Genomic DNA, 22,749 nt, shown 5'->3' with positions numbered 1-22,749 from the left:
CGGCAGGCTGCAACGGTTTTCCAACGGATCGATTATCGGGAGGTCGCCATGGGCGTACTACTGAACTTGGTCGAACGCAACCTGCACGAAGTACAGGTTGATGCCGACCGCATGCTGTTCCATATCCCCAGCAGTTCGCTGTTCACCGCTGACGCGGTGACCGGCGGCATCATCGACACCTTGCGCCAGCAGGGCTGCTCGGCCGAGGAGCTGATGCAGCGCCTTGGCCAGCAGTTTGCCGGCGACGATATCCAGGACACCCTGCGCGAGCTGATCGCGCTGGAGCTGGTCAGCGACGGCTCGCCGCTGACCCCGGAAATCGCCCTCAGGCAAGTCGAGCGCACCGCTCTTAACACCGTGGTGCTCAACGTCAACACCGGTTGCAACCTCAGCTGCACCTATTGCTACAAGGAAGACCTGGACAAGCCTTCCGCCGGCAAGAAGATGAGTACCGCCACCGCCGAAGCCTCGGTGGAGATGCTGCTCAAGGAATCACCCAACGAGCAGCGCTACAGCGTGGTGTTCTTCGGCGGCGAACCGCTGTCCAACCGGCCGTTGATCGAGCACATGGTGGCTTACTGCGAGCGGCGGTTCGCCGAAGCGGGCAAGCAGGTGGAGTTCATCATGACCACCAACGCTACTTTGCTGACCGAAGAAATCATCGATTGGCTCAACGCCCACCGCTTTGGCCTGTCGATCAGCATCGATGGCCCCAAGACCGTGCACGACCGCAACCGTATCACCGTGGGCGGGCAGGGCACCTATGACGTGGTGCGGCGCAAGGCCGACCTGCTGCTGTCGCGCTACACCAGCCGGCCAGTGGGTGCGCGGGTTACGCTGACCCGTGGCATTACTGACGTTGAAACCATTTGGAACCACCTGTTCAACGAAATGGGTTTCGCCGAGGTCGGCTTTGCCCCGGTTACCTCTGGCGACATGGCCGACTTCAACCTCACTGGCGACGAGCTGGTGCAAGTCTTCGCCAACATGAAGGCGCTCGGCCGGCGCTACCTGGAGGCGGCACTGGAGCACCGCAACATCGGGTTCTCCAACCTGCATCAGCTGATCACCGACATCCACGAAGGCCACAAGAAGGCCCTGCCGTGTGGCGCCGGGTTGAAGATGCTGGCAGTGGACCACGAAGGTGAGTTGAACCTGTGCCACCGCTTCACCGGCTCCAGCCTGCCCACCTTCGGTAACGTGCACCAGGGCGTGAAGCAGGCGCAGCTCAACGACTTCCTGTCGCAGCGCCTGGACCGCAGCAACACCGGCTGTGAAAGCTGTCGCATCCGCAACCTGTGCTCCGGCGGCTGCTATCACGAAAGCTATGCGCGCTACGGCGACCCGCAGCACCCGACGTATCACTACTGCGAGCTGATGCGCGACTGGGTGGACTTCGGCATTGAAGTCTACAGCCGCATCATGGCCGCCAACCCGGCCTTCATCGATCGCTACATCACCCCGCGGAAGGCGCACTGACATGAAGCACTTGAAGCCCCTGAACAACAAGGCGCGCATCCTGGAGCAGGCCGCCGCCGAAGACTGTGTCGAAGACGTGATGGCAATGAGCGCGGTGGCCGGCTGCACGGCCACTACCGACCCCGGCTGGGAGGTGGACGCCTTTGGCGGCGTGAGCTCGCTGTGCCAGCCGATGGAGGCCGACCTTTATGGTTGTTCCGACCCTTGCTGGTGGCCGGCCCAGGTGCCGGACATGATGAGCACCTACCAGGACTGGAACGCCCAGGCGACCAACTCGGCAGAGGACTGGCGCAACCTCGGCACCGTGTTCCCGAAAGACAAGTGACGGCCCAACAAGAATGACAAGGGGAAACCGCATGAAAGCTGGACGCTGCGCGCCATTGGCGCTCACCATCGCCGCCATGGCTTGCGCCGGGCTGGCACAGGCCGACGACACTGGCCCGGCACTCAAGGCTGGCCACGAATACATGATCGTGACCAACTACCCGAACAACCTGCATGTGGTCGATGTGGCCAGTGACACGGTCTACAAGAGCTGCCGGATGCCGGACAAGTTTGGCCCTGGCACCGCAATGATGGCGCCGGACAACCGCACCGCCTACGTGCTCAACAACCATTACGGCGACATCTACGGCATCGACCTGGACACCTGCAAGAACACCTTCCACGCCAACCTGTCCAGCGTAGCCGGTGAAGTCGGCCGCTCGATCTATTCGTTCGCCATCAGCCCAGACGGCAAAGAGGTGTATGCCACGGTCAACCCGACCCAGAGGCTGAACGACCATTACGTGGTCAAGCCACCCCGGCTGGAGGTGTTCAGCACCGCCGATGGCCTTCAGGCCAAGCCCGTACGCACCTTCCCGATGCCGCGCCAGGTGTACCTGATGCGCGCCTCCGACGATGGCAGCCTGTACGTTGCCGGGCCGGACATTTACAAGATGGACGTGAAGACCGGCAAATACTCGGTAGCCCTGCCGCTGCGCAACTGGAACCGCAAAGGCTACAGCGCCCCGGATGTGCTGTACTTCTGGCCGCACCAGAACCCGCGCCATGAGTTCACCATGCTGTACACCATTGCCAGGTTCAAGGATGACAAGCAGGACCCGGCCACCGCCGAACCGCTGTATGGCTACCTGAGCATCGACCTGAAGACCGGCAAGACCCACACCCAGGAGTTCGCCGACCTGACCGAGCTGTACTTCACCGGCCTGCGCTCGCCCAAGGACCCGAACCAGATCTACGGCGTGCTCAACCGCCTGGCCAAGTACGACATCAAACAGCGCAAGCTGATCAAGGCGGCTAATCTGGAGCACACCTACTACTGCGTGACGTTCGACAAGAAGGGCGACAAGCTTTACCTGGGCGGCACCTTCAATGACCTGGCGGTGTTCAACCCAGACACGCTGGAAAAGGTGAAGAACATCAAGTTGCCGGGGGGTGACATGTCTACCACGACGCCGCAGGTGTTCGTTCGCTAAACCGGTGTGTGCTTCTTCGCGGGTAAACCTACAAAGGACGGTGCCACATTTGAGGCCGGTGGAGGTTTTTGTAGGAGCGGGTTCACCCGCGAAGAAGCCAGCACAGAAAACACAAGAACAACAAGAGAACGCCTATGCCCCAGCCAAGCTACACCCAGGGCAACCAGGACAAGCCCCTGCTGACCCAATGCATCGGCGACGCCTTCGACGCCACCGTGGCCCGCTTCCCCGAGCGTGAGGCGCTGGTGGTTCACCATCAGGCCCTGCGCTACACGTGGCGGCAACTGGCCGACGCTGTCGACCAGCACGCCCGCGCGCTGATGGCCCTGGGCGTGCAGCCCGGTGACCGTCTTGGCATCTGGGCACCCAACTGCGCCGAGTGGTGCATTACCCAGTTTGCCAGCGCCAAGGTTGGCGCGATCCTGGTCAACATCAACCCGGCCTACCGTTCCAGCGAACTGGACTACGCCCTTGGCCAGTCCGGCTGCCGCTGGGTGATCTGTGCCGATGCGTTCAAGACCTCCGATTACCACGCCACGCTGCAGGGCCTGCTCCCGGGCCTGGCCAACAGCCAACCGGGCGCGCTGATCTGCGAGCGCTTCCCCGAGCTGCGTGGCGTGGTCAGCCTGGCGCTGTCGCCACCGCCGGGCTTCCTGGCTTGGCACGCATTGCAGGCCCGTGCCGAGGCCGTCAGCGGCGAGGCCCTGGCCGCGCGCCAGGCACAACTGCGTTGCGACGACCCGATCAATATCCAGTACACCTCAGGCACCACCGGTTTCCCCAAGGGGGCCACCCTTAGCCACAGCAATATCCTCAACAACGGGTACATGGTCGGTGAAAGCCTGGGCCTTACCGAGCACGATCGGCTGGTGGTGCCGGTGCCGCTGTACCACTGCTTCGGCATGGTCATGGCCAACCTTGGCTGCATGACACACGGCAGCGCACTGATTTACCCCAGCGATGCCTTCGACCCGCTGGCCACGCTGCGGGCAGTGGCGCAGGAAAAAGCCACTGCGCTGTATGGCGTGCCGACCATGTTCATTGCCGAACTGGACCATCCGCAGCGTGGAGAGTTCGACCTGTCGAGCCTGCGCACCGGGATCATGGCCGGCGCGACCTGCCCGATCGAGGTGATGCGCCGCGTGATTGGCGAGATGCACATGGCCGAAGTGCAGATTGCCTATGGCATGACCGAGACCAGCCCGGTGTCCTTGCAGACCGGTGCCGCTGACGACCTGGAGCGTCGCGTGACCAGCGTCGGTCGCACCCAGCCCCGGCTGGAGAGCAAGGTGGTGGACGCCGAAGGCAACACTGTCCCGCGTGGCGAGATCGGCGAACTGTGCACCCGCGGCTACAGCGTGATGCTGGGTTACTGGAACAACCCCAAAGCCACCGCCGAGAGCATCGACGCAGAGGGCTGGATGCACACCGGCGACCTGGCGGTGATGGACGAGCAGGGCTATGTGCGTATTGTCGGACGTAGCAAGGACATGATCATTCGCGGCGGCGAGAACATTTATCCGCGCGAGCTGGAGGAGTTCTTCTTCACCCATCCGGCGGTGGCCGATGTGCAGGTGATTGGCGTGCCGTGCAGCAAGTACGGTGAAGAGATCGTGGCCTGGGTGCGGCTGCATCCGGGGCATGCTGTCAGTGAGGACGCGTTGCGTGAGTGGGCGAGGGCGAGGATTGCGCACTTCAAGGTGCCCAGGTACTTCCGTTTTGTCGACGCGTTTCCGATGACGGTTACGGGCAAGGTGCAGAAGTTCCGGATGCGCGAGATCAGTGTTGAAGAGCTGTCTGCCAGATGACCTTTTACGTGCCCAAGGTGAACGCCTTGCTCAAGATTCGAACATCCTGCGCGGTCGCCCGTAGGAGCGGGTTCACCCGCTAAAGGGCCGGCCCTGCTGGCCAGTGAACTACCTGTGTTAACGGTGTCATGCCCTCAGTCCTGCAGCCGTTCCGGGCTGTTGAAGTTGCTTAGCCGGCGATCACTCTCGGCGCACTCCAGCCCCTGCACCGCCTCGCGCAGCAAGGCCTTCTGCAAACTCCGCTCACCCGCTGCCCAGGCCTGCTCCAGCGCCGGCAACACCCGCTTGGGCAGTACGCTGAACATCGGCTGCCAAAAACCACCCTGACGCACCATTGCCGCGCTGTTACCGGCCACTGCCAGCCGCAGCAGGCCCTCGATCAATTCGCGATCAACCAGCGGCGCATCGCAAGCCAGCACCACCACCCACCCATGACGTGCCACCTTGAGCCCGGCAATCACCCCCGCCAGCGGCCCTGGGAAGTCGGCTTCTGCATCGCCCACCAACCGGTCGGCGTATGCCCGGTAATCCGCCTGGTTGCGATTGCAGGAAATCACCAGGTCGTCGCTCAGTGGCCGCACCACTCGATGAACATGTGCAATTAACGGCTCGCCTCGCCAGTCCACCAGGCCCTTGTCACGGCCGCCCATGCGCTGGCCGCGGCCACCGGCGAGAATGAGGATGGAGCAGGGGGGGCGTGCATCAGGCATGAAAAAGGGTTCCGGGCAGTCATTGCCGGGAACCCTCCCATTTCACGCGGGGCTTGTCCAGTCAGCTTTCGCGGGGCACGGGTTGCCCGTCGCTGTCATGCGCCTGGCGTCGCCGGGACAGGCGCATCACCACCACGAAGAACACCGGCACGAACACCACTGCCAGCGTGGCGCTGAGCATGCCGCCGATCACCCCGGTGCCAATCGCTTGCTGGCTGGCAGAGCTTGCGCCGCTGGCGATGGCCAGGGGCACCACGCCGAGGATGAACGCCAGCGAAGTCATCACGATCGGCCGCAGGCGCAGGCGAGCCGCTTGCACGGCGGCGTCGACGGCGTCCACGCCCTGGTCTACCAGATGTTTGGCAAACTCGATGATCAGGATGGCGTTCTTCGCCGACAGGCCAATCAGCGTGATCAGGCCAACCTTGAAGAAAACGTCGTTGGGCATACCGCGCAAGGTCACCGCCAGCACCGCACCGAGCACGCCGAGCGGAACGACCAGCAGCACCGCAGTCGGGATCGACCAGCTTTCGTACAGCGCAGCCAGGCACAGGAACACCACCAGCAGCGACAGCGCCATCAGCAGGGGGGCCTGGCTACCGGACAGCCGCTCCTGCAATGACAGGCCGGTCCATTCCAGGCCGGTACCGGCCGGTAGCTGCGCCACCAGCCGCTCGACTTCGGCCATGGCTTCGCCCGAGCTGTAGCCGGCGGCTGGCTCGCCAGAGATCGACACCGCCGGGTAACCGTTGTAGCGGGTCAGTTGCACCGGGCCGCTGACCCACCTGGCCTGAACGAACGCACCCAGTGGCACCATCTTGCCGCTGTCGTTGCGCACGTGAATGTTCAGCAAGTCTTCAACCTGGCTGCGCTGGTCACCTTCGGCCTGCACCACCACCCGCTGCATACGGCCCTGGTTGGGGAAATCGTTGACGTAGCTGGAGCCTACGGCCACGTCCAGCACCGTGCCGATATCGGCAAACGACACGCCCAGTGCATTAGCCTGGCGGCGGTCGATTTCCAGTTGCACCTGCGGGCTTTCCGCCAGCGAGGCTTCGCGCACGTTGGTCAGCACCTTGCTTTTGCTGGCGCTTTCGAGCAACTGGTCACGGGCTGCCATCAGCTCGGCGTGGCCCATGCCGCCACGGTCCTGAAGGCGAAATTCGAAACCGGTAGACTCACCGAGGCCGTCGATGGGGGGCGGCAGCACCGAATAGGCTATCGCGTCCTTGAGCTGGGTGAAGGCCATGGTCGCGCGGTCGGCGATCGACTGGGCGCTGTCGTCGGCGCCGCGCTCGGACCAGTCCTTGAGGGTGGTGAAGGCCAGCGCCGCGTTCTGCCCGCTACCGGAGAAGCTGAAGCCGAGGATCAAGGTGGTGTTGCCCACGCCCGGTTCTTCGGCGTTGTGCGCCTCGATCTGCGCGGCTACCTGTTCGGTGCGCATGCGGCTGGCGCCCGGCGGCAGTTGAATGTCGGTAATGGTGTAGCCTTGGTCTTCGGTGGGCAGGAACGCCGTAGGCAGCTGGCTGAAACCGTAGCCCAGCACCGCCAGCAGCACCGCGTACACCAGCAGGTAGCGGCCGCTGCGCTTGAGCGCCTGCACCACCCAGCGCTGGTAGCCGTTGCTCATGCGTTCGAAGCGGCGATTGAACCAGCCGAAGAAGCCTTTGCGTTCATGGTGCTCGCCCTTGGCCACGGGTTTGAGCAAGGTGGCGCACAATGCCGGGGTCAGGCTGAGGGCGAGAAACGCCGAGAACAGGATCGACACCGCCATCGACAGCGAGAACTGCTGGTAGATCACCCCCACCGAGCCTTGCATGAAGGCCATGGGCAGGAATACCGCCACCAGCACCAGCGTGATGCCAACGATTGCACCGCTGATCTGGCCCATGGCCTTGCGTGTGGCGTCCTTGGGCGGCAAGCCTTCTTCGGCCATGATGCGTTCGACGTTCTCCACCACCACAATGGCATCGTCGACCAGAATGCCGATGGCCAGTACCATGCCGAACAGTGTCAGCACATTGACCGAGAAGCCCATGGCCAGCATCACGGCGAAGGTGCCCATCAATGCCACTGGCACGACCAGGGTCGGGATCAGTGTGTAGCGCAGGTTCTGCAGGAACAGGAACATGACTGCGAACACCAGCAGCATGGCTTCGAACAGGGTGTTGATGACCTGCTCGATCGACACCTTGACGAACGGCGAGGTGTCGTAGGGGATGTCGTACTTGACGCCTTCCGGGAAGTAGCGCGCCAGGTCCTGCATCTTCGCCCGTACCAGGGTAGCGGTTTCCATGGCGTTGGCGCCGGGTGACAACTGCACGCTGAAGGCCGTGGCCGGTTTGCCGTTCAGGCGCGTGCCGTACTGGTATTCCTGGGCGCCGATTTCAACCCGGGCGACATCCCCGATGGTGACCGTGGAGCCGTCCGGGTTGGCACGCAGGACAATGGCAGCAAACGCTTCGGGGCTGCTCAACTGGCCTTTGACCACCACGTTGGCGGTGATTTCCTGGGTGCTGCGGCTGGGCAGATCGCCGATGCTGCCAGGGGCCACCTGGGCGTTCTGCGCGGCGATGGCTTCGGCCACATCGTTGGGTGTGAGGTTGAAGCCAATCAGCTTGCGCGGGTCGATCCAGATGCGCATGGCGCGTTCGGAGCCATACAACTGGGCCTTGCCGACGCCCTTGAGGCGGCGGATTTCGTCCATCACGTTACGTGCCAGGATGTCCGACAGCGCGGTTTCATCGAGTTTGCCGTCTTCGGAGGTGAGGGTGGCCAACAGCAGGAAGCCGGTGGACACTTTCTCCACCTGCAGGCCTTGCTGGGTGACCGGGCGTGGCAGGCGCGACTCGACCACCTTCAGGCGGTTCTGCACGTCGACCTGGGCCAGGTCCGGGTGGGTGCCCGGGGCGAAGGTGGCGGTGATGGTGGCGCTGCCCAGGCTGCTCTGCGATTCGAAGTACAACAAGTTGTCGGCGCCATTGAGCTCTTGCTCGATCAGGCTGACCACGCTTTCGTCCATGGTCGCCGCCGAGGCGCCTGGGTACACGGCGTAGATTTCCACCTGCGGCGGTGCCACGTTGGGGTACTGGGCGACCGGCAGCTGCGGGATGGCCAGCGCGCCGGCCAGCAGGATGAACAGTGCGACCACCCAGGCGAATACCGGGCGATCGATGAAGAATTGCGGCATGAATCAGGCCCTCACTGGCCGGTATGCTGTGCGATGGGCGGGGCAGCGGGTGCGTTGTCGACCTGCACCTGGTCACCGGCCTTGACGTGCTGCAGGCCTTCGACCACCACCCGTTCGCCGGCCGCCAGGCCCTCGCTGACGACCCAGCGGTCGCCTTGGGCGCTGCCCAGTACAACCTGGCGGTCGCTGACCCGGGCGTGCTGGTCTACCACCAGCACCTTCGGCACACCGGCGCTGTCACGCAGGATGGCGCGTTGCGGCACGCTCAGGCCCTTGGGTTGCACCGCTTGCTCCAGGCGTACCCGCACGTAGCTGCCAGGCAGCAGGTCGAGGTCCGGGTTGGGGAACTCGCTGCGCAGGGTGATCTGGTTGGTGCTGGGATCGACACTGATGTCGGAGAACAGCAGCTTGCCCGGCAGCGGGTAGGCGCTGCCGTCATCCTGGATCAGCGTGGCGCGTGCCTGGCCGTCGCCCACCTGCTGCAATTCGCCAGCGCGCAGGGCGCGGCGCAGCGCGTTGAGCTCACGGGTAGACTGGGTGACATCGGCATGGATCGGGTCCAGTTGCTGGATGGTCGCCAGCGGGGTGGTTTCGTTTTGCCCGACCAGCGCGCCTTCGGTGACCTGGGCGCGGCCGATACGGCCGGAGATCGGCGCGGTCACGGTGGCATAGCCGAGGTTCAGCCGGGCGCGCTCCAGCGCCGCCCTGGCTTCGGCCACTTCGGCATCGGCCTGCAGGAAACTGGCCTTGGCGTTGTCGTATTCCTGGCGGCTGACGGCTTTGTCGTCGACCAGCTCGCGGTAGCGCTGCTCTTGCAGGCGCGCCTGGTACCGGGTGGCCTCGGCCTTGGCCAGCGTGGCGCGGGCGCTATCGTGGTCGGCCTTGAACGGTGCCGGGTCGATCAGGAACAGTACATCACCCTGCTTGACGTCGCTGCCTTCGCGGTACACCCGCTTGAGCACCACGCCTGCGACCCGCGCACGCACTTCGGCGGTGCGTGGCGCGAGGATACGGCCGCTGAGTTCGCTGCTGATGGCCAGTGGCTGCAGTTGCAGGGTTTCCACGCGCACTTGCGCAGTGGGGGCCTGGTCGTCTGGCTCGGCGCTGTCGCTGCAGCCGGCCAGGGACAGGCTCAGCAATGCCATGAGCGCCAACGGGCGCAGGCACGGGGAGAGGGTAGTAGGCATGCGGATCTTCCGATGATGACCGTGTATATGCTAAGTCAGACGCTGCCTGGGCGGCTGTTAATACCTGTAGGGCGAGTGTGAAAAAGTGTGAAGAATGATCCTGTCGAGTGGTTGGGTTCTATATTCTGCATGGGCCTGTGCTGGCCTCTTCGCGGGTGAAGCCGCTCCGACGGGGACCTGCNCCCGCGAAGCGCTCGCCACAGGCTTACTTCAACCCAGACGCCCAAGCACCTATGCCGAATATTTTCCTGGTCGAAGACGACAGCGCCCTGTCCGAGCTGATCGCCAGCTACCTGCAACGCAACGACTTCCATGTCCAGGTGATCGCCCGGGGCGATCATGTGCTGGACGAGTACCGTCGGCAAAGGCCTGACCTGGTCATCCTTGATCTGATGCTGCCGGGCATCGATGGCCTGCAGCTGTGCCGGCTGCTGCGCCAGGAGTCGCAGACCCTGCCAATCCTCATGCTGACGGCCCGCGACGACAGCCATGACCAGGTGCTTGGCCTGGAAATGGGGGCCGACGACTACGTGACCAAACCCTGTGAGCCACGCGTGCTGCTGGCCCGCGTGCGCACGCTGCTGCGCCGCAGCAGTGTCAACGAACCGCGCCTGGAAAACGACCTGATCCTGATTGGTGGCCTGCGCATCGACCTGGCCGAGCGCACGGTGAGTTGGCGCGGCGAGGAGGTGGAGCTGTCCAGCGGCGAGTACAACCTGCTGGTGGTGTTGGCGCGCAATGCCGGTGAGGTGATGAACCGCGACCGTATCCTGCAACAACTGCGCGGCATCGAGTTCAATGGCACCGATCGCTCCGTTGACGTGGCCATTTCCAAACTGCGGCGCAAGTTCGACGACAACGCCGGCGAAGCGCGCAAGATCAAGACCGTGTGGGGCAAGGGCTACCTGTTCAGCCGTGTCGAGTGGGAGTGCTGATCGGCCATGCTCAAGATCCTGGTGCGGTTGTACCTGGTGATCATCGTCGCCTACGCCGGCGCATTGCTGTTCATCCCTGACACCATTGTCGGCCTGTTCCGCGACCGGTTCATGGCCTACAACCTGGACCAGGCCAAGGGTGTACAAGCGTTGATCGTGCGCCAGTTCCGCCAGGCCCCGCGCGAGCAGTGGCCAGCGGTGGAGCAGGAACTGGCCAGTGATTTCGCGCCGCTGGAACTGCAGCTGCTGCGCAGGGATCAGGCCGGTTTGAGCGATGAGGAGCAGGCGCGCCTGGAGCATGGCCTGTACGCAGTGCGCATTGCCGAGTGGGGCTATTACGAGACGGTGCTGGCGCCGCTGGACAAGGAGTGGCTGGTACGCCTGCATTCCCCGCCAGACCCGCTGGACATCAACGTGCTGTCGTGGGGCGTGACCGTATTGATTGGTGCAGCCATGCTGGGTTGCCTGCTGCTGTGGGTTTGGCCGCACTGGCGTGATCTGGAGCGCCTCAAGGAGACCGCTCGGCGCCTGGGCCAGGGGCAGATGGCTGAGCGTACGCACATTTCGCCTCACTCCAACATTGGTGAGCTGGCCGGGGTATTCGACACCATGGCCAGTGACCTGGAACGCCATGTCAACCAGCAGCGTGAACTGCTCAATGCGGTATCGCACGAGTTACGCACGCCACTGACCCGGCTGGACTTCGGCCTGGTGCTGCTGTTCGACGAAGTGCCGCCAGCCAGCCGCAAGCGCCTGCTGGAGCTGGTCGGGCATGTGCGCGAGCTGGATGAACTGGTGCTGGAGCTGCTGTCCTACAGCCGGTTGTACAATGCCGATCAGGCGCGAGAGCGGGTGGAGGTATCGCTGCTGGAGCTGGTCGACAGTGTGCTTGGGGGCTTTGCCGAGGAACTCGATGGCCGGGGTATCCAGTGGGAAGTGCGCGCCGAGGGTGAGTTGCCGCGCTTTGTACTGGACCCGCGACTGACGGCGCGCGCGGTGCAGAACCTGGTGCGCAATGCCATGCGTTATTGCGATGAAAGCCTGTTGCTGCGCCTGCGCCTGGAAGCCGATGGCGCCTGCTTGCTGACGGTTGAGGATGACGGGATTGGCGTCCCTGTGGAGGAGCGCGAGCGGGTGTTCCAGCCGTTCTACCGTCTGGACCGCAGTCGCGATCGCAACACCGGTGGTTTTGGCCTGGGGTTGGCCATCAGCCGCCGGGCGATCGAGGGGCAGGGTGGTACCTTGACCCTGGCGCAGTCGGCGCTGGGTGGGGCGCAGTTCAGGATTCGTTTGCCCGCCGGATGATGTTTCACCTGGTCTGCCAACTGGCTTGATCCCAACGCAAAGCGGTCTTGGCTTCATGCAACACCTGGGCAGGGACGGCGCCGCCACGCGTTGTTCGGCCCCAGCGGGTCCAGCCCTTCAACGCCTATGGCGAACGCTTTACCTCACAGCCGGGCGGCCACGCGCGAAGTTGTCCAGCGTTCGGGCTTTTTCTTGGGGGCTACATCTTGTAGCTTTACAGGTCGTTCATTCAGGGAGCTGAACATGCAAGGCAAGGCCCGCAAGATCGTCCAGGCCATTCTCTATGAGGCCATCGCCGTCGCCTGTGTGGCGCCCGCGCTGGAGCTGGCGTTCGGCGCCGGCATGGCGCAGTCGACCGTGCTCTCGGTGCTGATGTCGGGTATCGCGATGAGCTGGAACATGGGCTACAACTGGGTGTTCGAACGTTGGGAAGCACGCCAGCACAAGCGTGAGCGCACCTTCTTGCGGCGCCTGCTGCACGCGCTGGGTTTCGAGGGTGGGCTGGTGGTGATTCTGCTGCCGCTGGTGGCGTACTGGCTGGACGTGAGCCTGTGGGCGGCACTGCTGACCAACCTGGCGCTGTTCGTGTTCTTCTTCGTTTACGCCTTTGTCTTCCAGTGGGGCTTCGACAAGGTGTTCGATGTGCCGCTTTCGGCGCAGCAGGCCAAGTGTTGACTTCTGGCCGCGAGGCAGGCTAAGTTCCTACCCATGAACACATTCCCGCACGTGAACGCCATTATTATTACCGCCATTATCAGCTTGGCGGGCTAGCGCGTACGTGCACCGAACCCGCCCTGGAGGCGGGTTTTTTCTCTCTGACTCCTGGGCAACGTAAAAACAGCCAAGGAGTCATCGATGACCAGCTTCAGTGTCCCTCGTACTACCGTCACCCCCCAGCAACTGCTGTCGGAGCAGGTGCGGCGCATTCTTGCCGCGCCGGTGTACGACCTGGCCATCGAAACGCCCCTGCAAGCGGCCCCGGCCTTGTCTGCCGCCCTGGGCAACCAGGTGTTGCTCAAGCGCGAAGACCTGCAGCCTACGTTTTCGTTCAAGATCCGCGGTGCCTACACCCGCCTGTCGCGTCTGACCGATGTGCAGCGTGAGCGCGGGGTGATCACCGCTTCGGCGGGCAACCATGCCCAGGGCGTGGCCTTGGCGGCATCGCATCTGGGTATCAAAGCAACGATCGTCATGCCCACCACCACGCCATCGTTGAAAGTGGAAGGCGTGCGTTCGCGCGGCGGGCATGTGGTGCTGCATGGCGAGAGCTTCCCGCATGCGCTGGCCCATGCACTGAAGCTGGCCGACAGCGAAGGCGCGACCTTCGTGCCACCGTTCGATGACCCGGATGTGATCGCCGGGCAGGGTACCGTGGCCATGGAAATCCTCCGTCAGCGCCCGGGGGCGCTGGACGCGATCTTTGTGCCCGTGGGCGGTGGTGGGTTGATCGCCGGGATCGCCGCCTATGTGAAGTACCTGCGCCCTGAGGTGAAGGTGATCGGCGTCGAACCGGTGGATTCCAACTGCCTGCAGGCTGCCATGGCCGTCGGCGAACGCGTGATCCTGCCGCAGGTCGGCACCTTTGCCGATGGCGTGGCGGTGGCGCAGATCGGCGCCCATTGCTTCGAGCTGTGCCGCCACTTCGTCGACGAGGTGGTGACGGTGAGCAGTGACGAGCTGTGCGCGGCGATCAAGGATATCTACGACGACACCCGTTCGATCACCGAGCCGTCCGGGGCCTTGGCCGTGGCCGGGATCAAGAAGTACGTGGCGCGTGAAGGTGTGCAGGGGCAGACCCTGGTGGCCATCGACTCCGGGGCCAACGTCAATTTCGACCGCTTGCGCCACGTGGCCGAGCGGGCCGAGCTGGGCGAGCAGCGCGAGGCGATCATCGCCGTGACAATTCCGGAACAGCCGGGCAGCTTCCGGGCCTTTTGCCAGGCACTGGGCAAGCGGCAGATCACCGAATTCAACTACCGCTTCTACCCTGGCAAGGAGGCGCGCCTGTTCGTGGGCGTGCAGACCCACCCGGTGCACGACCCACGTGAGCAGTTGCTGGCCAGCCTGCGGGAGCAGGGGTACAGCGTGCTGGACCTGACCGACAACGAGCTGGCAAAGCTGCATGTGCGCCATACCGTGGGCGGGCATGCCGCGTCAGGGGCTGATGAGCGGGTCCTGCGCTTCGAGTTTCCCGAACGGCCAGGGGCGTTGCTGGGGTTTCTGGAGCGGTTGGGCAAACGTTGGAACATCAGCCTGTTCCATTACCGCAACCATGGTGCGGCGGAGGCGCGGGTGTTCGCTGCTTTGGAAGTGCCAGCGGACGAATTGGCGAGCTTGCCGTTGACGCTGGACGAGATGGGGTACCGGTATTGGGACGAGACTGACAACCCGGCGTACAAGCTGTTCCTGGGCTGAGGCACCTGTGTGGCCAATGCAGGCGTGTCTAGCCGCTTGCTTGCCGCCTTTGTTCGCAGCGTGATCGCCCGGTCCAAAGGGCAGGGCGATCTCCTGCAAGAAACTGCGCGAGCCAACGAGTGGGTTTCAACGCTCGCGCATGAAAAAGCCGGCAACGAACTTGCGGAATGTTTCCAGGCTTTTGAAGTCGGCGTAGCGCTTGAAGTTCTCGGTATCCGGCTCGGGGCCGATGGGCTGTTCCAGCAGCGACACTGACAACACCCGGTCCTGGTCCGAGGTCAGCACCAGCTCATCCATCACCTGCCCACCGATCACGGGGCGACGCATCTGCACTTTCACCCCTTTACTGGCCATCCAGTCGATCAGCGACACCAATGCCTTGAGCGGCTCGCGCTCTTCATCGCGGTACACCGGGAACAGGTGGGCGCGCGACAGCACGGGCACACTGGCCACATGAATCAGCTCATAGAAATGGCTGCCGGCGCTGGTCGGCGAGTAGATCATCAGCGCCAGCAACGGCCCGGTGGTGCGGCTCCCGCCCCAGTACAGGTGATGCCCCTGGAAGTCGAAGCCGTCCTCGCTGCGGTTGTTGAACAACTTGCGCCCTTTGATCTGGTCGACGCAGTCCAGCAGCAGACCGTGGCGGCGGTGGTTGCCGAACACAGACGCTTCGCGCAGGCGGGACTTGAGCATCATCATGTGCTTCATGTCCAGGCGGGTTTCCAGGTAGTTGCTGGCGGGCACCCGCTCCAGCAACGGATAGCGGCTGGCCACGCTGCGCAACTCGGCAAACTGCGTGGTCAGGTCTTTTTTCAAGTGGGTGGCGTAGAGGTTGAGCCCGCTGGTTTCAATCCAGGTTAGCAGCAGTGACAGCAGGCGCTGCTGTTCGCGTCTGTCGTTGCCGTCGCCGGCGCCACCGGCCGTGCCAGCACGGAAGTCGCTGATCAGGCGCAAGGGTGTATCGGGTGGCAGCCAGGCGGCAGGTGGTGCGGGGTCGTTTTCACGTTCGGCGGCTTCCCGCTCGTCCTTGGTGAACGGGCAGCCAGGCGCGTGCTCGGCGGTGCCTGGGTTGTTCTTGAGGAAAAGTGTGCCGGTGCTGCCGTTGAGGGTGACATTGAGCACCGGCAAGGCATCGTTGCGGCAGTCGCAAGCCAGCCACTGGTTGGCGTTGCGTACTTTCATCAGTAGCTGGTTGGCCTGTAGCAGGCGCGGGCCGGCGAGGCTGCCGGTGGCAAAGCCGACCAGCAGTTCCTCTTCAGCGGGGGTCAGGCTGCGCACCTGGGTGGCGGTTTTGTCGATGATTCGCATGAAGCAGCTCCAAGCTACGAGCCTCAAGCTTCAAGCAAAGTCGCGCGGCTTTCAACTCGCCGCTTGGCTACCGCCGAACATCTTCGCGGCACGGGCGCGAATCTCGTCGGGGGTCAGGTCCTCTTTGTGGGTGGACACGAACCAGATGTTGCCAAACGGATCTTTCAGGGTGCCGCTGCGGTCACCGTAAAACTGGTCGGTCAAGGGATGTAACTGGATGCCCCCGGCGGCCAGGGCCTGGGCGTAAACCTTGTCGCAGTCTTCAACATACAAGTGCAGGCCAACACCCGCACCGCTGAGCTTCTGGCTGGCGGTGAGGCCGCCTTCCATGTCGCAGGGGTCGCCCAGCATCAGCGACGAATCGCCGATTCTCAGTTCGGCATGGCCAACGCGACCGCCCGGGGCATCGAGGCGGAACATTTCCTTCGCGCCAAAGGCTTGCTTGTAGAACTCGATGGCCTTGGCGGCGTCGTTGATGGCCAGGTAGGGCGTGATGCTGTGCTGGCCTTCGGGGATGGGTTTGACTGCCATGTTCGACTCTCCTGTGCAATGGGCGCCGAAAGGCGCCCTGTTGCTTAGAGTCGTTCGCCCAGATGGAAAATCGACAGTGACGCTAGATCGATTGTCTATAAGCGCGGCGGTCAGAAGATGTAGTCGGTGGTCAGGAAGCTTGACTGGCGGTTGCGAATGATCTCGCTGATCAGCGCTTTGTTGGCCTCCTGGAAGCGGGTGGCGACCAGCGTCCGGATGGAGAACACACGCAAAGCGTCATCCACCGAGAGCGTGCCCTCGGCGCTGTTCTTGCGGCCGTTGAACGGGTAGGTGTCAGGGCCGCGTTGGCACTGAGCATTGATGTTGATGCGCCCGACCTGGTTGGCGAAGATGTCGACGAGGCTGCCGATGGTGGCCGGGTCGTTGCCGAACAGGCTCAGTTGCTGACCGTAGTCGGAGTCCAGCACATAGTCGATCACTGTCTGCAGGTCGCGGTAGGGCACCACCGGTACCAGCGGGCCGAACTGCTCCTCGTGGTACACGCGCATTTCCCGGCTGACCGGGTACAGCAAGGCCGGGTAGAAGAATGAGCCGCGGCTGTGCCCGCCATTTTCGTTGAGCACGCGCGCGCCCTTGGCCGTCGCATCGGCAACCAGGCCATCGAGGTAGTCGACCTTGCCAGGCTCGGGCAATGGTGTCAGCGCCACGCCAGGTTCCCACGGCATGCCGGGCTTGAGCGCCGCCAATTTGCGCTGAAACTTGTCGAGGAAGGCCTCGACCACATCCTCGTGCACGAACAGGATCTTCAGTGCCGTGCAGCGCTGGCCGTTGAACGACAACGCCCCGGTGACGGCCTCTTCGACAGCGTTGTCGAGGTCGACCTGGGGTAGCACGATGCCCGGGTTCTTGGCGTCCAGGCCCAGTGCGGCGCGCAGACGATGCGGGCGTGGGTGCAGTTTTTTCAGGTCGCTGGCGGCCTTGTGGGTGCCGATGAAGGCGAATACATCGACCTTGCCGCTGGCCATCAGCGCGCTCACCGTTTCCCGGCCGCGTCCATAGATGACATTGATCACGCCTGCCGGGAAGCTGTCGCGGAACGCTTCGAGCAAGGGGCGGATCAGCAGTACGCCGAACTTGGCCGGCTTGAACACCACCGTGTTGCCCATGATCAGCGCCGGGATGAGCGTGGTGAAGGTCTCGTTCAGCGGGTAGTTGTAGGGCCCCATGCACAGGGCCACGCCCAGTGGGGCGCGACGGATCTGGCCGAGGGTGCCTTGTTCCAGCTCGAAGCGGCTGGAGCGGCGGTCCAGGTCCTTGAGGGCGTTGATGGTGTCGACGATGTAGTCGCAGGTGCGATCGAATTCCTTTTCTGAATCCTTCAGGTTCTTGCCGATCTCCCACATCAGCAGCTTGACCACGGCCTGGCGCTGTTCACGCATGCGGGCAAGGAAGGATTCCACATGCTGGATACGCTCGGCCACGCGCATGTTCGGCCAGGCGCCACGGCCTTTGTCATAGGCCTGCACGGCAGCATCGAGGGCGGTCAGCGCGGTCTCGGCATCCAGCAGCGGGGCGCTGCCCAGTATGACCTGATGCTCTTCGTCGCCTTGCTTGAGCCACACCGGGCTACGCACCGTGGCCAACGGGCCGTCCCAGCGCCTGAGTTCACCGTTGACCAGGTAGTCGCGTTGTTCCAGTGGGGCTCCCAGACGCCAAGTTTCCGGGATGTTCTCGGCGCTGGGGAAGAGTGAATCGAGCAAACGGTCCATGGGTACTGCACCTCACATCAAAGGGCGGTTTTCAAGTCAGTTGAATCGTTTCAGCTTGGAGCATGCACTGGCTGCCGGAAAAACACCAGTCTGGTTCAACATGGCCATCCATGCCTGCCCGGCAATCCGTCAGCGGCCTGAGAGACGTTGATGCAAGTCGTCAAAGGTTATTCATGGATAGCGAAGTGGCCAGCGGAGCTTGATGGGCACGGTTATAGCAAATGTGTTGTTGAGCGTCGGTTTGATGCGGGGAATTTGACGCCATGAAACTTGATCTAAAGTGAGCCAGAAGCCGCTTGCCAAAGCGTTTGCAGGCATCTTAAATTGTTACTGAATGTGATAAGAAAGTTGCAAGCCACACTATAAAAATCAAAGTGTTAAGTGTTTTTGCTGGATTTTTCTCTTTTTCCGATTGGCCAATAGAGCACTTCAAAAGGACGTCGAAGAAGAAATGAAAAAGACCTTGACGACTGTGGCGCGCAAGCTCCTGTCGCCCTCCATGCGCTACGAAATCAGGCTGCTGGCCAGCAAGGTGCGAGAAATGATGGCGCGTGCCTGTCTCTGGCGCTGGGAAGTCGCCAGGTTTCGCCCGCAACAGGAGAGCCCGTACGAAATCCTCTACATCGGCCGCAAGCAGCAACGGGAAATGGCCAAGCTGCTGATCGGTGGCAAGGGTCAGGGCAGCGCATCGATGGTAGACGGTGCAAGTGCCACGGCGGCTGCCAGCCACGTCGTGGTCATCAGCGAAATGCCCACGTCGGGGGCGCTGTCAGTGCCGCACTACCTGAGCGCCGTGGTGCCCTTGGGGCGCCCTCTGGAAGACATCACGGCCCGCTACGACAGCGAACTGCGGCGCAGCATTCGTAAGAACCGGCCGCTGTATCACATGCGCCAAGCCCTTTCGGACGAAGAAATCGCCATGGCCGACCGGGATTTGCTGCGCCCTTATGCTTCGGCCCGGCAGGGCATTCATGCCGCGCAGTTTCCTACCGAAGAGGTGTTCCGTATTGCCAAGAGTGTCGGCCGGCTAGACTTGATCATGCTGGGCGATGAGGTGATCGGCTGCCACCTGGGGTGTGAAGTGGTACGCGGCGGCAAGCGTTACTGGAGCACGTTGCGCTTTGGCTATTGCGAGGCGGTGTTTTCCGATGCGAAGAAATTGCGCGAGGTGAATTCGATCACCACCTTCATGGCGCTTGAATGGGCACTGGAGCAGGGCTTCGATTATTACGACATCGGCCTGTGTCTGGCGCGCCCGGACGACGGCCTGCTGAAGTGGAAGCGCCGCCGCGGTGGTGATATCGATTCGCTGGGTAACCATGCGTACCTGTTTGTCCGCCTGCCCAAGACCGGTACGGCAAAGTTCCTGTGGGACACGCCGATGTTCGCGGTCGAAGGCGACAAGCTGACGTTGCATTTGGGGCTCCCGGATGGCCCAAGCGATGAGGAAGTTGCCAGTCGCTATCACGAAATGGTGTTTGGTGGCCTGCACAAGATTTATCTCTATGGCGGCAGCGGGGCAGGCGAACCGTTTGTGCAAACGTTGCGCAGCCGTTACGCCAGCTTGCAGTCACCGCCCACCATGGAAAGAGTCACGAGTAATTGAGTAACTGCCAGGGATGCTTTGATCTGGCGCCTAGGCGCTGTAAGAAAAGCCTTGATACTGGTTCATGCTGCGTTGAAAACCGCCTCGGAATGCTCATGTACTCCAGTACAGTCGGGCGCGACCCCGGCCGTTCCTCGGCTGTTTTCGCCTTGCCTGACCTGCGTCTCAAGACTTTTCGTACATCGCCTAGCGCCGGGCTCCACATTTCGCCATCAAGGGAGGACGCTTCATGGGAAGCGACATCTCGCAGTTCAGTGCATCGCCCGCAGGCAGGCAACACAGCTGGACCTTGGCCGCCTACCGCCACATGGCGCGCAAACGGCTGGGTGGAAAAGCGGCGACCGATCTCAAGAGCGTCGCCACCAAGTGCTGGGACATCGCCCCGGGCGAAGCCACGGTTTCGCCACCGGCCATTTTCCTGCCTGGCCAGCTGGAGCGGGTAACGGGCTGGGAAGGCAAGCGGTTTTACCCCTACGTGCACCCGGCGCAGACCATGCAGGGAGGCGTCAACACATTGCAAGGGCCAACCCGCGGCTACTTGATCAAGGATGTATGGCTGGTCGAGGGGGCGTTGTACAAGGGCAAGGCCAGCCATTGGCTGTCACAGAAGCCGAGTACCTTCCCGACCATCCTCATCGACAATGAAATCGACCGCGCTGCAATCTACTGCACACAAAACGGTAACGCCTGGTTCGGCACCTGGTTGATGGAAGATTGTCCGACCTATGCGCTGGCCTGCAACGAGGGCATCCCGGTGACCACCGCCCCCTCTGCCAGGTATCCGCTGTTTACCCAGGCACCGGCCTATGAAGACTGGCTGGACATGAAGCCTTTGCGCCTGCGCAGTGCGTTCTTCCGTGAGCTGGTGCTGTTCGATGACCAGAGCAACAACCGCAGCCGGCATGCTCGCTACCGGGCCATGGGTGACAAGCTGCTCTCGCATGTGTCGTACACGCAGCACCCGGGGGTTTTCCTGTTGCGGGGCGGTGATGGTGACCTGCGCCTGTTGCGCAACGAGCTGGAGCTTGCCGAACACTTGCGTACTACCCGCGGTTTTCGCATCGTCAACCCGCTGAAGTCCGATGTGCCGAGCATTGTCGCGGCCTGCGCCGGGGCTAAAGTGGTCATCGGGGTGGAGGGTAGCCAGTTGGTGCATGGCGTGAATGTGCTGCAGGCTGGAGGCTGCCTGCTGACTTTGCAGCCGCCGAACCGTTTCGTCAGTTACTACAAATACCTGACGGATCGTGACCAGCAGCATTTTGGCTTTGTGGTGGGCCTGCCGGAAGGCGACGGTTTCAGGATCGATATTGACGAAGTGGAGCGCACGTTGGATCTGTTCCCACGATAAGTGTGTAGTATCGGTGCATGGATCCGCGGCGGGCAGGGCAGTAGAGGATGATCGAGGTATCACGGTTTTGGCGCGACCCTGCCTTGCCGTTCGTCGAAGCCCGACGGGTAGGGGACGGGCGCAAGGTGTGCTACGCCGCGCACTCTCACGAGAGCTTCTCCATCGGGGTGATCACGGGGGGGCGTAGCACTTACATCAACAGTGACCAGTGCGTTGAGGTGGGGGCGGGTACCACGGTGTTGATGAACCCGGGCGTGGTGCATACCTGCAACCCTGTTGCCGGGGAATCCTGGTCTTACCTGATGCTGTTCGTCGATCAGCCTTGGTTGCAGGCAGTGGGTTTTACCCTGCCAACGCAGACCTGGAGCCGCTCACCTGTATTGTACGGGCGGCTTTTGCAGGCCTTTGCCGACCTGTTCGACGCCAGGCTGCCTGATCGGGAAACCCGCCTGGCGGCCCTGTTCAGCGAGCTGCCGGGCATGCTTGCCCGTAATGCCAGCGAGATTGACCAGGGCAATCCACGGCTGGATGCAGCGGCTGCTTTCATACGCGCCCACCGCAGTGACCCGCTCAGCCTCGAAGACATCTGCGGGGCTTGCGGCCTGTCCCGTTCCTACCTGATTCGTGCCTTTGGCCAACGCTTCGGCCTGACGCCGCATGGTTACCTGCTAGACCAGCGTGTACAACTGGCCCGGGCGCAGTTGCGCCAGGGCCGTTCAATTGCTGAAGTTGCACAGGAGGCCGGGTTCGCTGATCAGGCACACCTGCAGCGGGCATTCAAACAGCACCTGGCGGCGACACCGGGGCATTACAGAAATGCCGTCGCTAGCCTGGGCGCTCCTGCAGGAGCCGTGCATGCCTTAAAGGATCAGGTAAACCGCACTGGCGACCAGTAACACAGCCAGGCTCCGATTGAGCATGCGCAGGTGACGTGGGTTGTCCAGGTACTGGCGAATCACGCTGCCGGCCCAGGCCCAGCAGGCCACCGAGATGAAACAGATCGGCCCGTAGATCCAGGCAAACAGCCACAGCAAGTGCTGTTCACCACCGGTGTAGGCACCCACCCCGGCAACGGCGGCCAACCAGGCTTTGGGGTTCAGCCACTGCATTGCTGCGCCGTGCCAGGCTGAAGGGGCTTGGGTAGGCTGTGCGTTGTTCAGGTTACCGTCGTCACTGGCCAGCTTCCACGCCATGTACAGCAGAAACGCCACCCCGCCCCAGTGCAACATCAGGCCCAGCAAAGGCCAGCGAAGCAGCAGTTGATGCAGGCCCAGCCCGACCAGCACCAGCAGCAGGCAGAAACCCAGCGTGGCACCGGCCACATGCGCCAGGCTGGCGCGCAGGCCATGGCGGGCACCGCTGCCAAGGGCGACGATGTTGACCGGGCCGGGGGAGATAGACGCCGCAAGGGCGAAGGCGGCCATGGACAGGGATAGGCTCATGAGGAAGATCCACGTGGTTGGGGAGGCGTTATCCTCGCGTCGCCGACGGTCTGATGTATTGAACAAAAGTACCCGCGCACGACTCGCGCCTGCAGGGCTAATGGTGATGCAGGGTTGTTACAGGTTTTGTAATAGTTTTGCGCTACAACAGAAACGTGCTGTGCTTGTAGCATCGTTCTCCCAATTTGTTATCAAGGTCTATATGAGCACCTTCGCGGAGCCCCCCAGTCTTCGGCCTTTCTGGCCATCCTTCTCCCGTCCTTGTGACGTGTTCCAC

At 62.9% G+C, this 22,749-nt stretch carries 18 protein-coding genes; 11 read left to right on the top strand and 7 right to left on the bottom strand.

Annotated elements, in window-relative coordinates; translation table 11 throughout:
* The first annotated feature begins 48 nt into the window (after positions 1-48).
* The 4 genes from peaB to ACTJJN_RS15635 all read left to right on the top strand — a co-directional run bounded on the left by peaB (position 49) and on the right by ACTJJN_RS15635 (position 4,765).
* Complete coding sequence (gene peaB, locus ACTJJN_RS15650) at positions 49-1,479, top strand: quinohemoprotein amine dehydrogenase maturation protein (RefSeq protein ID WP_019437499.1); 1,431 nt, start codon at positions 49-51, stop codon at positions 1,477-1,479.
* 1 nt (position 1,480) lies between these two features.
* Entirely contained in the window at positions 1,481-1,804 is a 324-nt protein-coding gene (gene qhpC / locus ACTJJN_RS15645; RefSeq protein WP_440781392.1) for a quinohemoprotein amine dehydrogenase subunit gamma, read from the top strand.
* A 31-nt stretch (positions 1,805-1,835) separates the two neighbouring features.
* Entirely contained in the window at positions 1,836-2,957 is a 1,122-nt protein-coding gene (peaD, locus tag ACTJJN_RS15640) for a quinohemoprotein amine dehydrogenase subunit beta (RefSeq protein ID WP_440781391.1), read from the top strand.
* Positions 2,958-3,091: 134 nt separating this feature from the next.
* Positions 3,092-4,765, top strand: a complete 1,674-nt coding sequence (locus ACTJJN_RS15635; protein WP_440781390.1) for a fatty acid CoA ligase family protein — start codon at positions 3,092-3,094, stop codon at positions 4,763-4,765.
* A 134-nt stretch (positions 4,766-4,899) separates the two neighbouring features.
* On the opposite strand, the gene mobA is transcribed toward ACTJJN_RS15635, so the two are convergent.
* The 3 genes from mobA to ACTJJN_RS15620 form a co-directional block, all read right to left on the bottom strand.
* Positions 4,900-5,475 (bottom strand): molybdenum cofactor guanylyltransferase MobA, encoded by a 576-nt coding sequence (gene mobA / locus ACTJJN_RS15630; protein WP_012052165.1) that lies wholly within the window; start codon positions 5,473-5,475, stop codon positions 4,900-4,902.
* Positions 5,476-5,536: 61 nt separating this feature from the next.
* Complete coding sequence (locus ACTJJN_RS15625; protein WP_012052166.1) at positions 5,537-8,665, bottom strand: efflux RND transporter permease subunit; 3,129 nt, start codon at positions 8,663-8,665, stop codon at positions 5,537-5,539.
* 11 nt (positions 8,666-8,676) lie between these two features.
* Positions 8,677-9,852 (bottom strand): efflux RND transporter periplasmic adaptor subunit, encoded by a 1,176-nt coding sequence (locus ACTJJN_RS15620; protein ID WP_017148311.1) that lies wholly within the window; start codon positions 9,850-9,852, stop codon positions 8,677-8,679.
* Between the two features lie 233 nt (positions 9,853-10,085).
* Between ACTJJN_RS15620 and ACTJJN_RS15615 the strand changes: the two genes are divergently transcribed.
* The 4 genes from ACTJJN_RS15615 to ilvA all read left to right on the top strand — a co-directional run bounded on the left by ACTJJN_RS15615 (position 10,086) and on the right by ilvA (position 14,507).
* Positions 10,086-10,787, top strand: coding sequence for a response regulator transcription factor (locus tag ACTJJN_RS15615; protein ID WP_003253889.1), 702 nt, complete (start codon positions 10,086-10,088; stop codon positions 10,785-10,787).
* 6 nt (positions 10,788-10,793) lie between these two features.
* On the top strand, positions 10,794-12,092 hold the full coding sequence (locus ACTJJN_RS15610; protein WP_012052168.1) for an ATP-binding protein: 1,299 nt from the start codon (positions 10,794-10,796) through the stop codon (positions 12,090-12,092).
* Positions 12,093-12,335: 243 nt separating this feature from the next.
* A complete protein-coding gene (locus ACTJJN_RS15605) occupies positions 12,336-12,767 on the top strand; it encodes a PACE efflux transporter (protein ID WP_003253887.1) in 432 nt (143 codons plus the stop codon).
* Positions 12,768-12,947: 180 nt separating this feature from the next.
* Positions 12,948-14,507: a threonine ammonia-lyase, biosynthetic gene (ilvA, locus tag ACTJJN_RS15600; protein WP_012052169.1), complete on the top strand. Its 1,560-nt coding sequence runs from the start codon at positions 12,948-12,950 to the stop codon at positions 14,505-14,507.
* 126 nt (positions 14,508-14,633) lie between these two features.
* Here ilvA and ACTJJN_RS15595 read toward each other — a convergent pair whose 3' ends face one another.
* From ACTJJN_RS15595 to ACTJJN_RS15585, 3 genes are all read right to left on the bottom strand, one after another.
* Positions 14,634-15,815 carry a hypothetical protein gene (locus ACTJJN_RS15595; RefSeq protein WP_012052170.1) on the bottom strand — a complete coding sequence of 394 codons (1,182 nt, stop codon included), beginning with the start codon at positions 15,813-15,815 and terminating at the stop codon, positions 14,634-14,636.
* A 51-nt stretch (positions 15,816-15,866) separates the two neighbouring features.
* Positions 15,867-16,346, bottom strand: coding sequence for a VOC family protein (locus ACTJJN_RS15590; RefSeq protein ID WP_004577478.1), 480 nt, complete (start codon positions 16,344-16,346; stop codon positions 15,867-15,869).
* A 110-nt stretch (positions 16,347-16,456) separates the two neighbouring features.
* Complete coding sequence (locus ACTJJN_RS15585; RefSeq protein ID WP_014756934.1) at positions 16,457-18,076, bottom strand: NADP-dependent glyceraldehyde-3-phosphate dehydrogenase; 1,620 nt, start codon at positions 18,074-18,076, stop codon at positions 16,457-16,459.
* A gap of 451 nt (positions 18,077-18,527) precedes the next feature.
* On the opposite strand from ACTJJN_RS15585, the gene ACTJJN_RS15580 reads away from it, so the two are divergent.
* The 3 genes from ACTJJN_RS15580 to ACTJJN_RS15570 all read left to right on the top strand — a co-directional run bounded on the left by ACTJJN_RS15580 (position 18,528) and on the right by ACTJJN_RS15570 (position 21,926).
* Complete coding sequence (locus ACTJJN_RS15580; RefSeq protein WP_017148312.1) at positions 18,528-19,682, top strand: hypothetical protein; 1,155 nt, start codon at positions 18,528-18,530, stop codon at positions 19,680-19,682.
* 229 nt (positions 19,683-19,911) lie between these two features.
* Positions 19,912-21,030 carry a glycosyltransferase 61 family protein gene (locus ACTJJN_RS15575; RefSeq protein WP_012052173.1) on the top strand — a complete coding sequence of 373 codons (1,119 nt, stop codon included), beginning with the start codon at positions 19,912-19,914 and terminating at the stop codon, positions 21,028-21,030.
* A 47-nt stretch (positions 21,031-21,077) separates the two neighbouring features.
* A complete protein-coding gene (locus ACTJJN_RS15570) occupies positions 21,078-21,926 on the top strand; it encodes an AraC family transcriptional regulator (RefSeq protein ID WP_012052174.1) in 849 nt (282 codons plus the stop codon).
* On the opposite strand, the gene ACTJJN_RS15565 is transcribed toward ACTJJN_RS15570, so the two are convergent.
* Positions 21,891-22,472: a LysE family translocator gene (locus ACTJJN_RS15565; RefSeq protein ID WP_017148313.1), complete on the bottom strand. Its 582-nt coding sequence runs from the start codon at positions 22,470-22,472 to the stop codon at positions 21,891-21,893. The two genes, ACTJJN_RS15570 and ACTJJN_RS15565, sit on opposite strands and share 36 nt — an antisense overlap.
* Between the last annotated feature and the right edge of the window lie 277 nt (positions 22,473-22,749).

The organism is Pseudomonas sp. 22515 (genome assembly GCF_052044625.1).
Lineage (GTDB): Bacteria > Pseudomonadota > Gammaproteobacteria > Pseudomonadales > Pseudomonadaceae > Aquipseudomonas > Aquipseudomonas alloputida.
The sequence above is the reverse complement of the archived record's forward strand: the minus strand, read 5'-3'. Positions and strand labels throughout refer to the sequence as shown.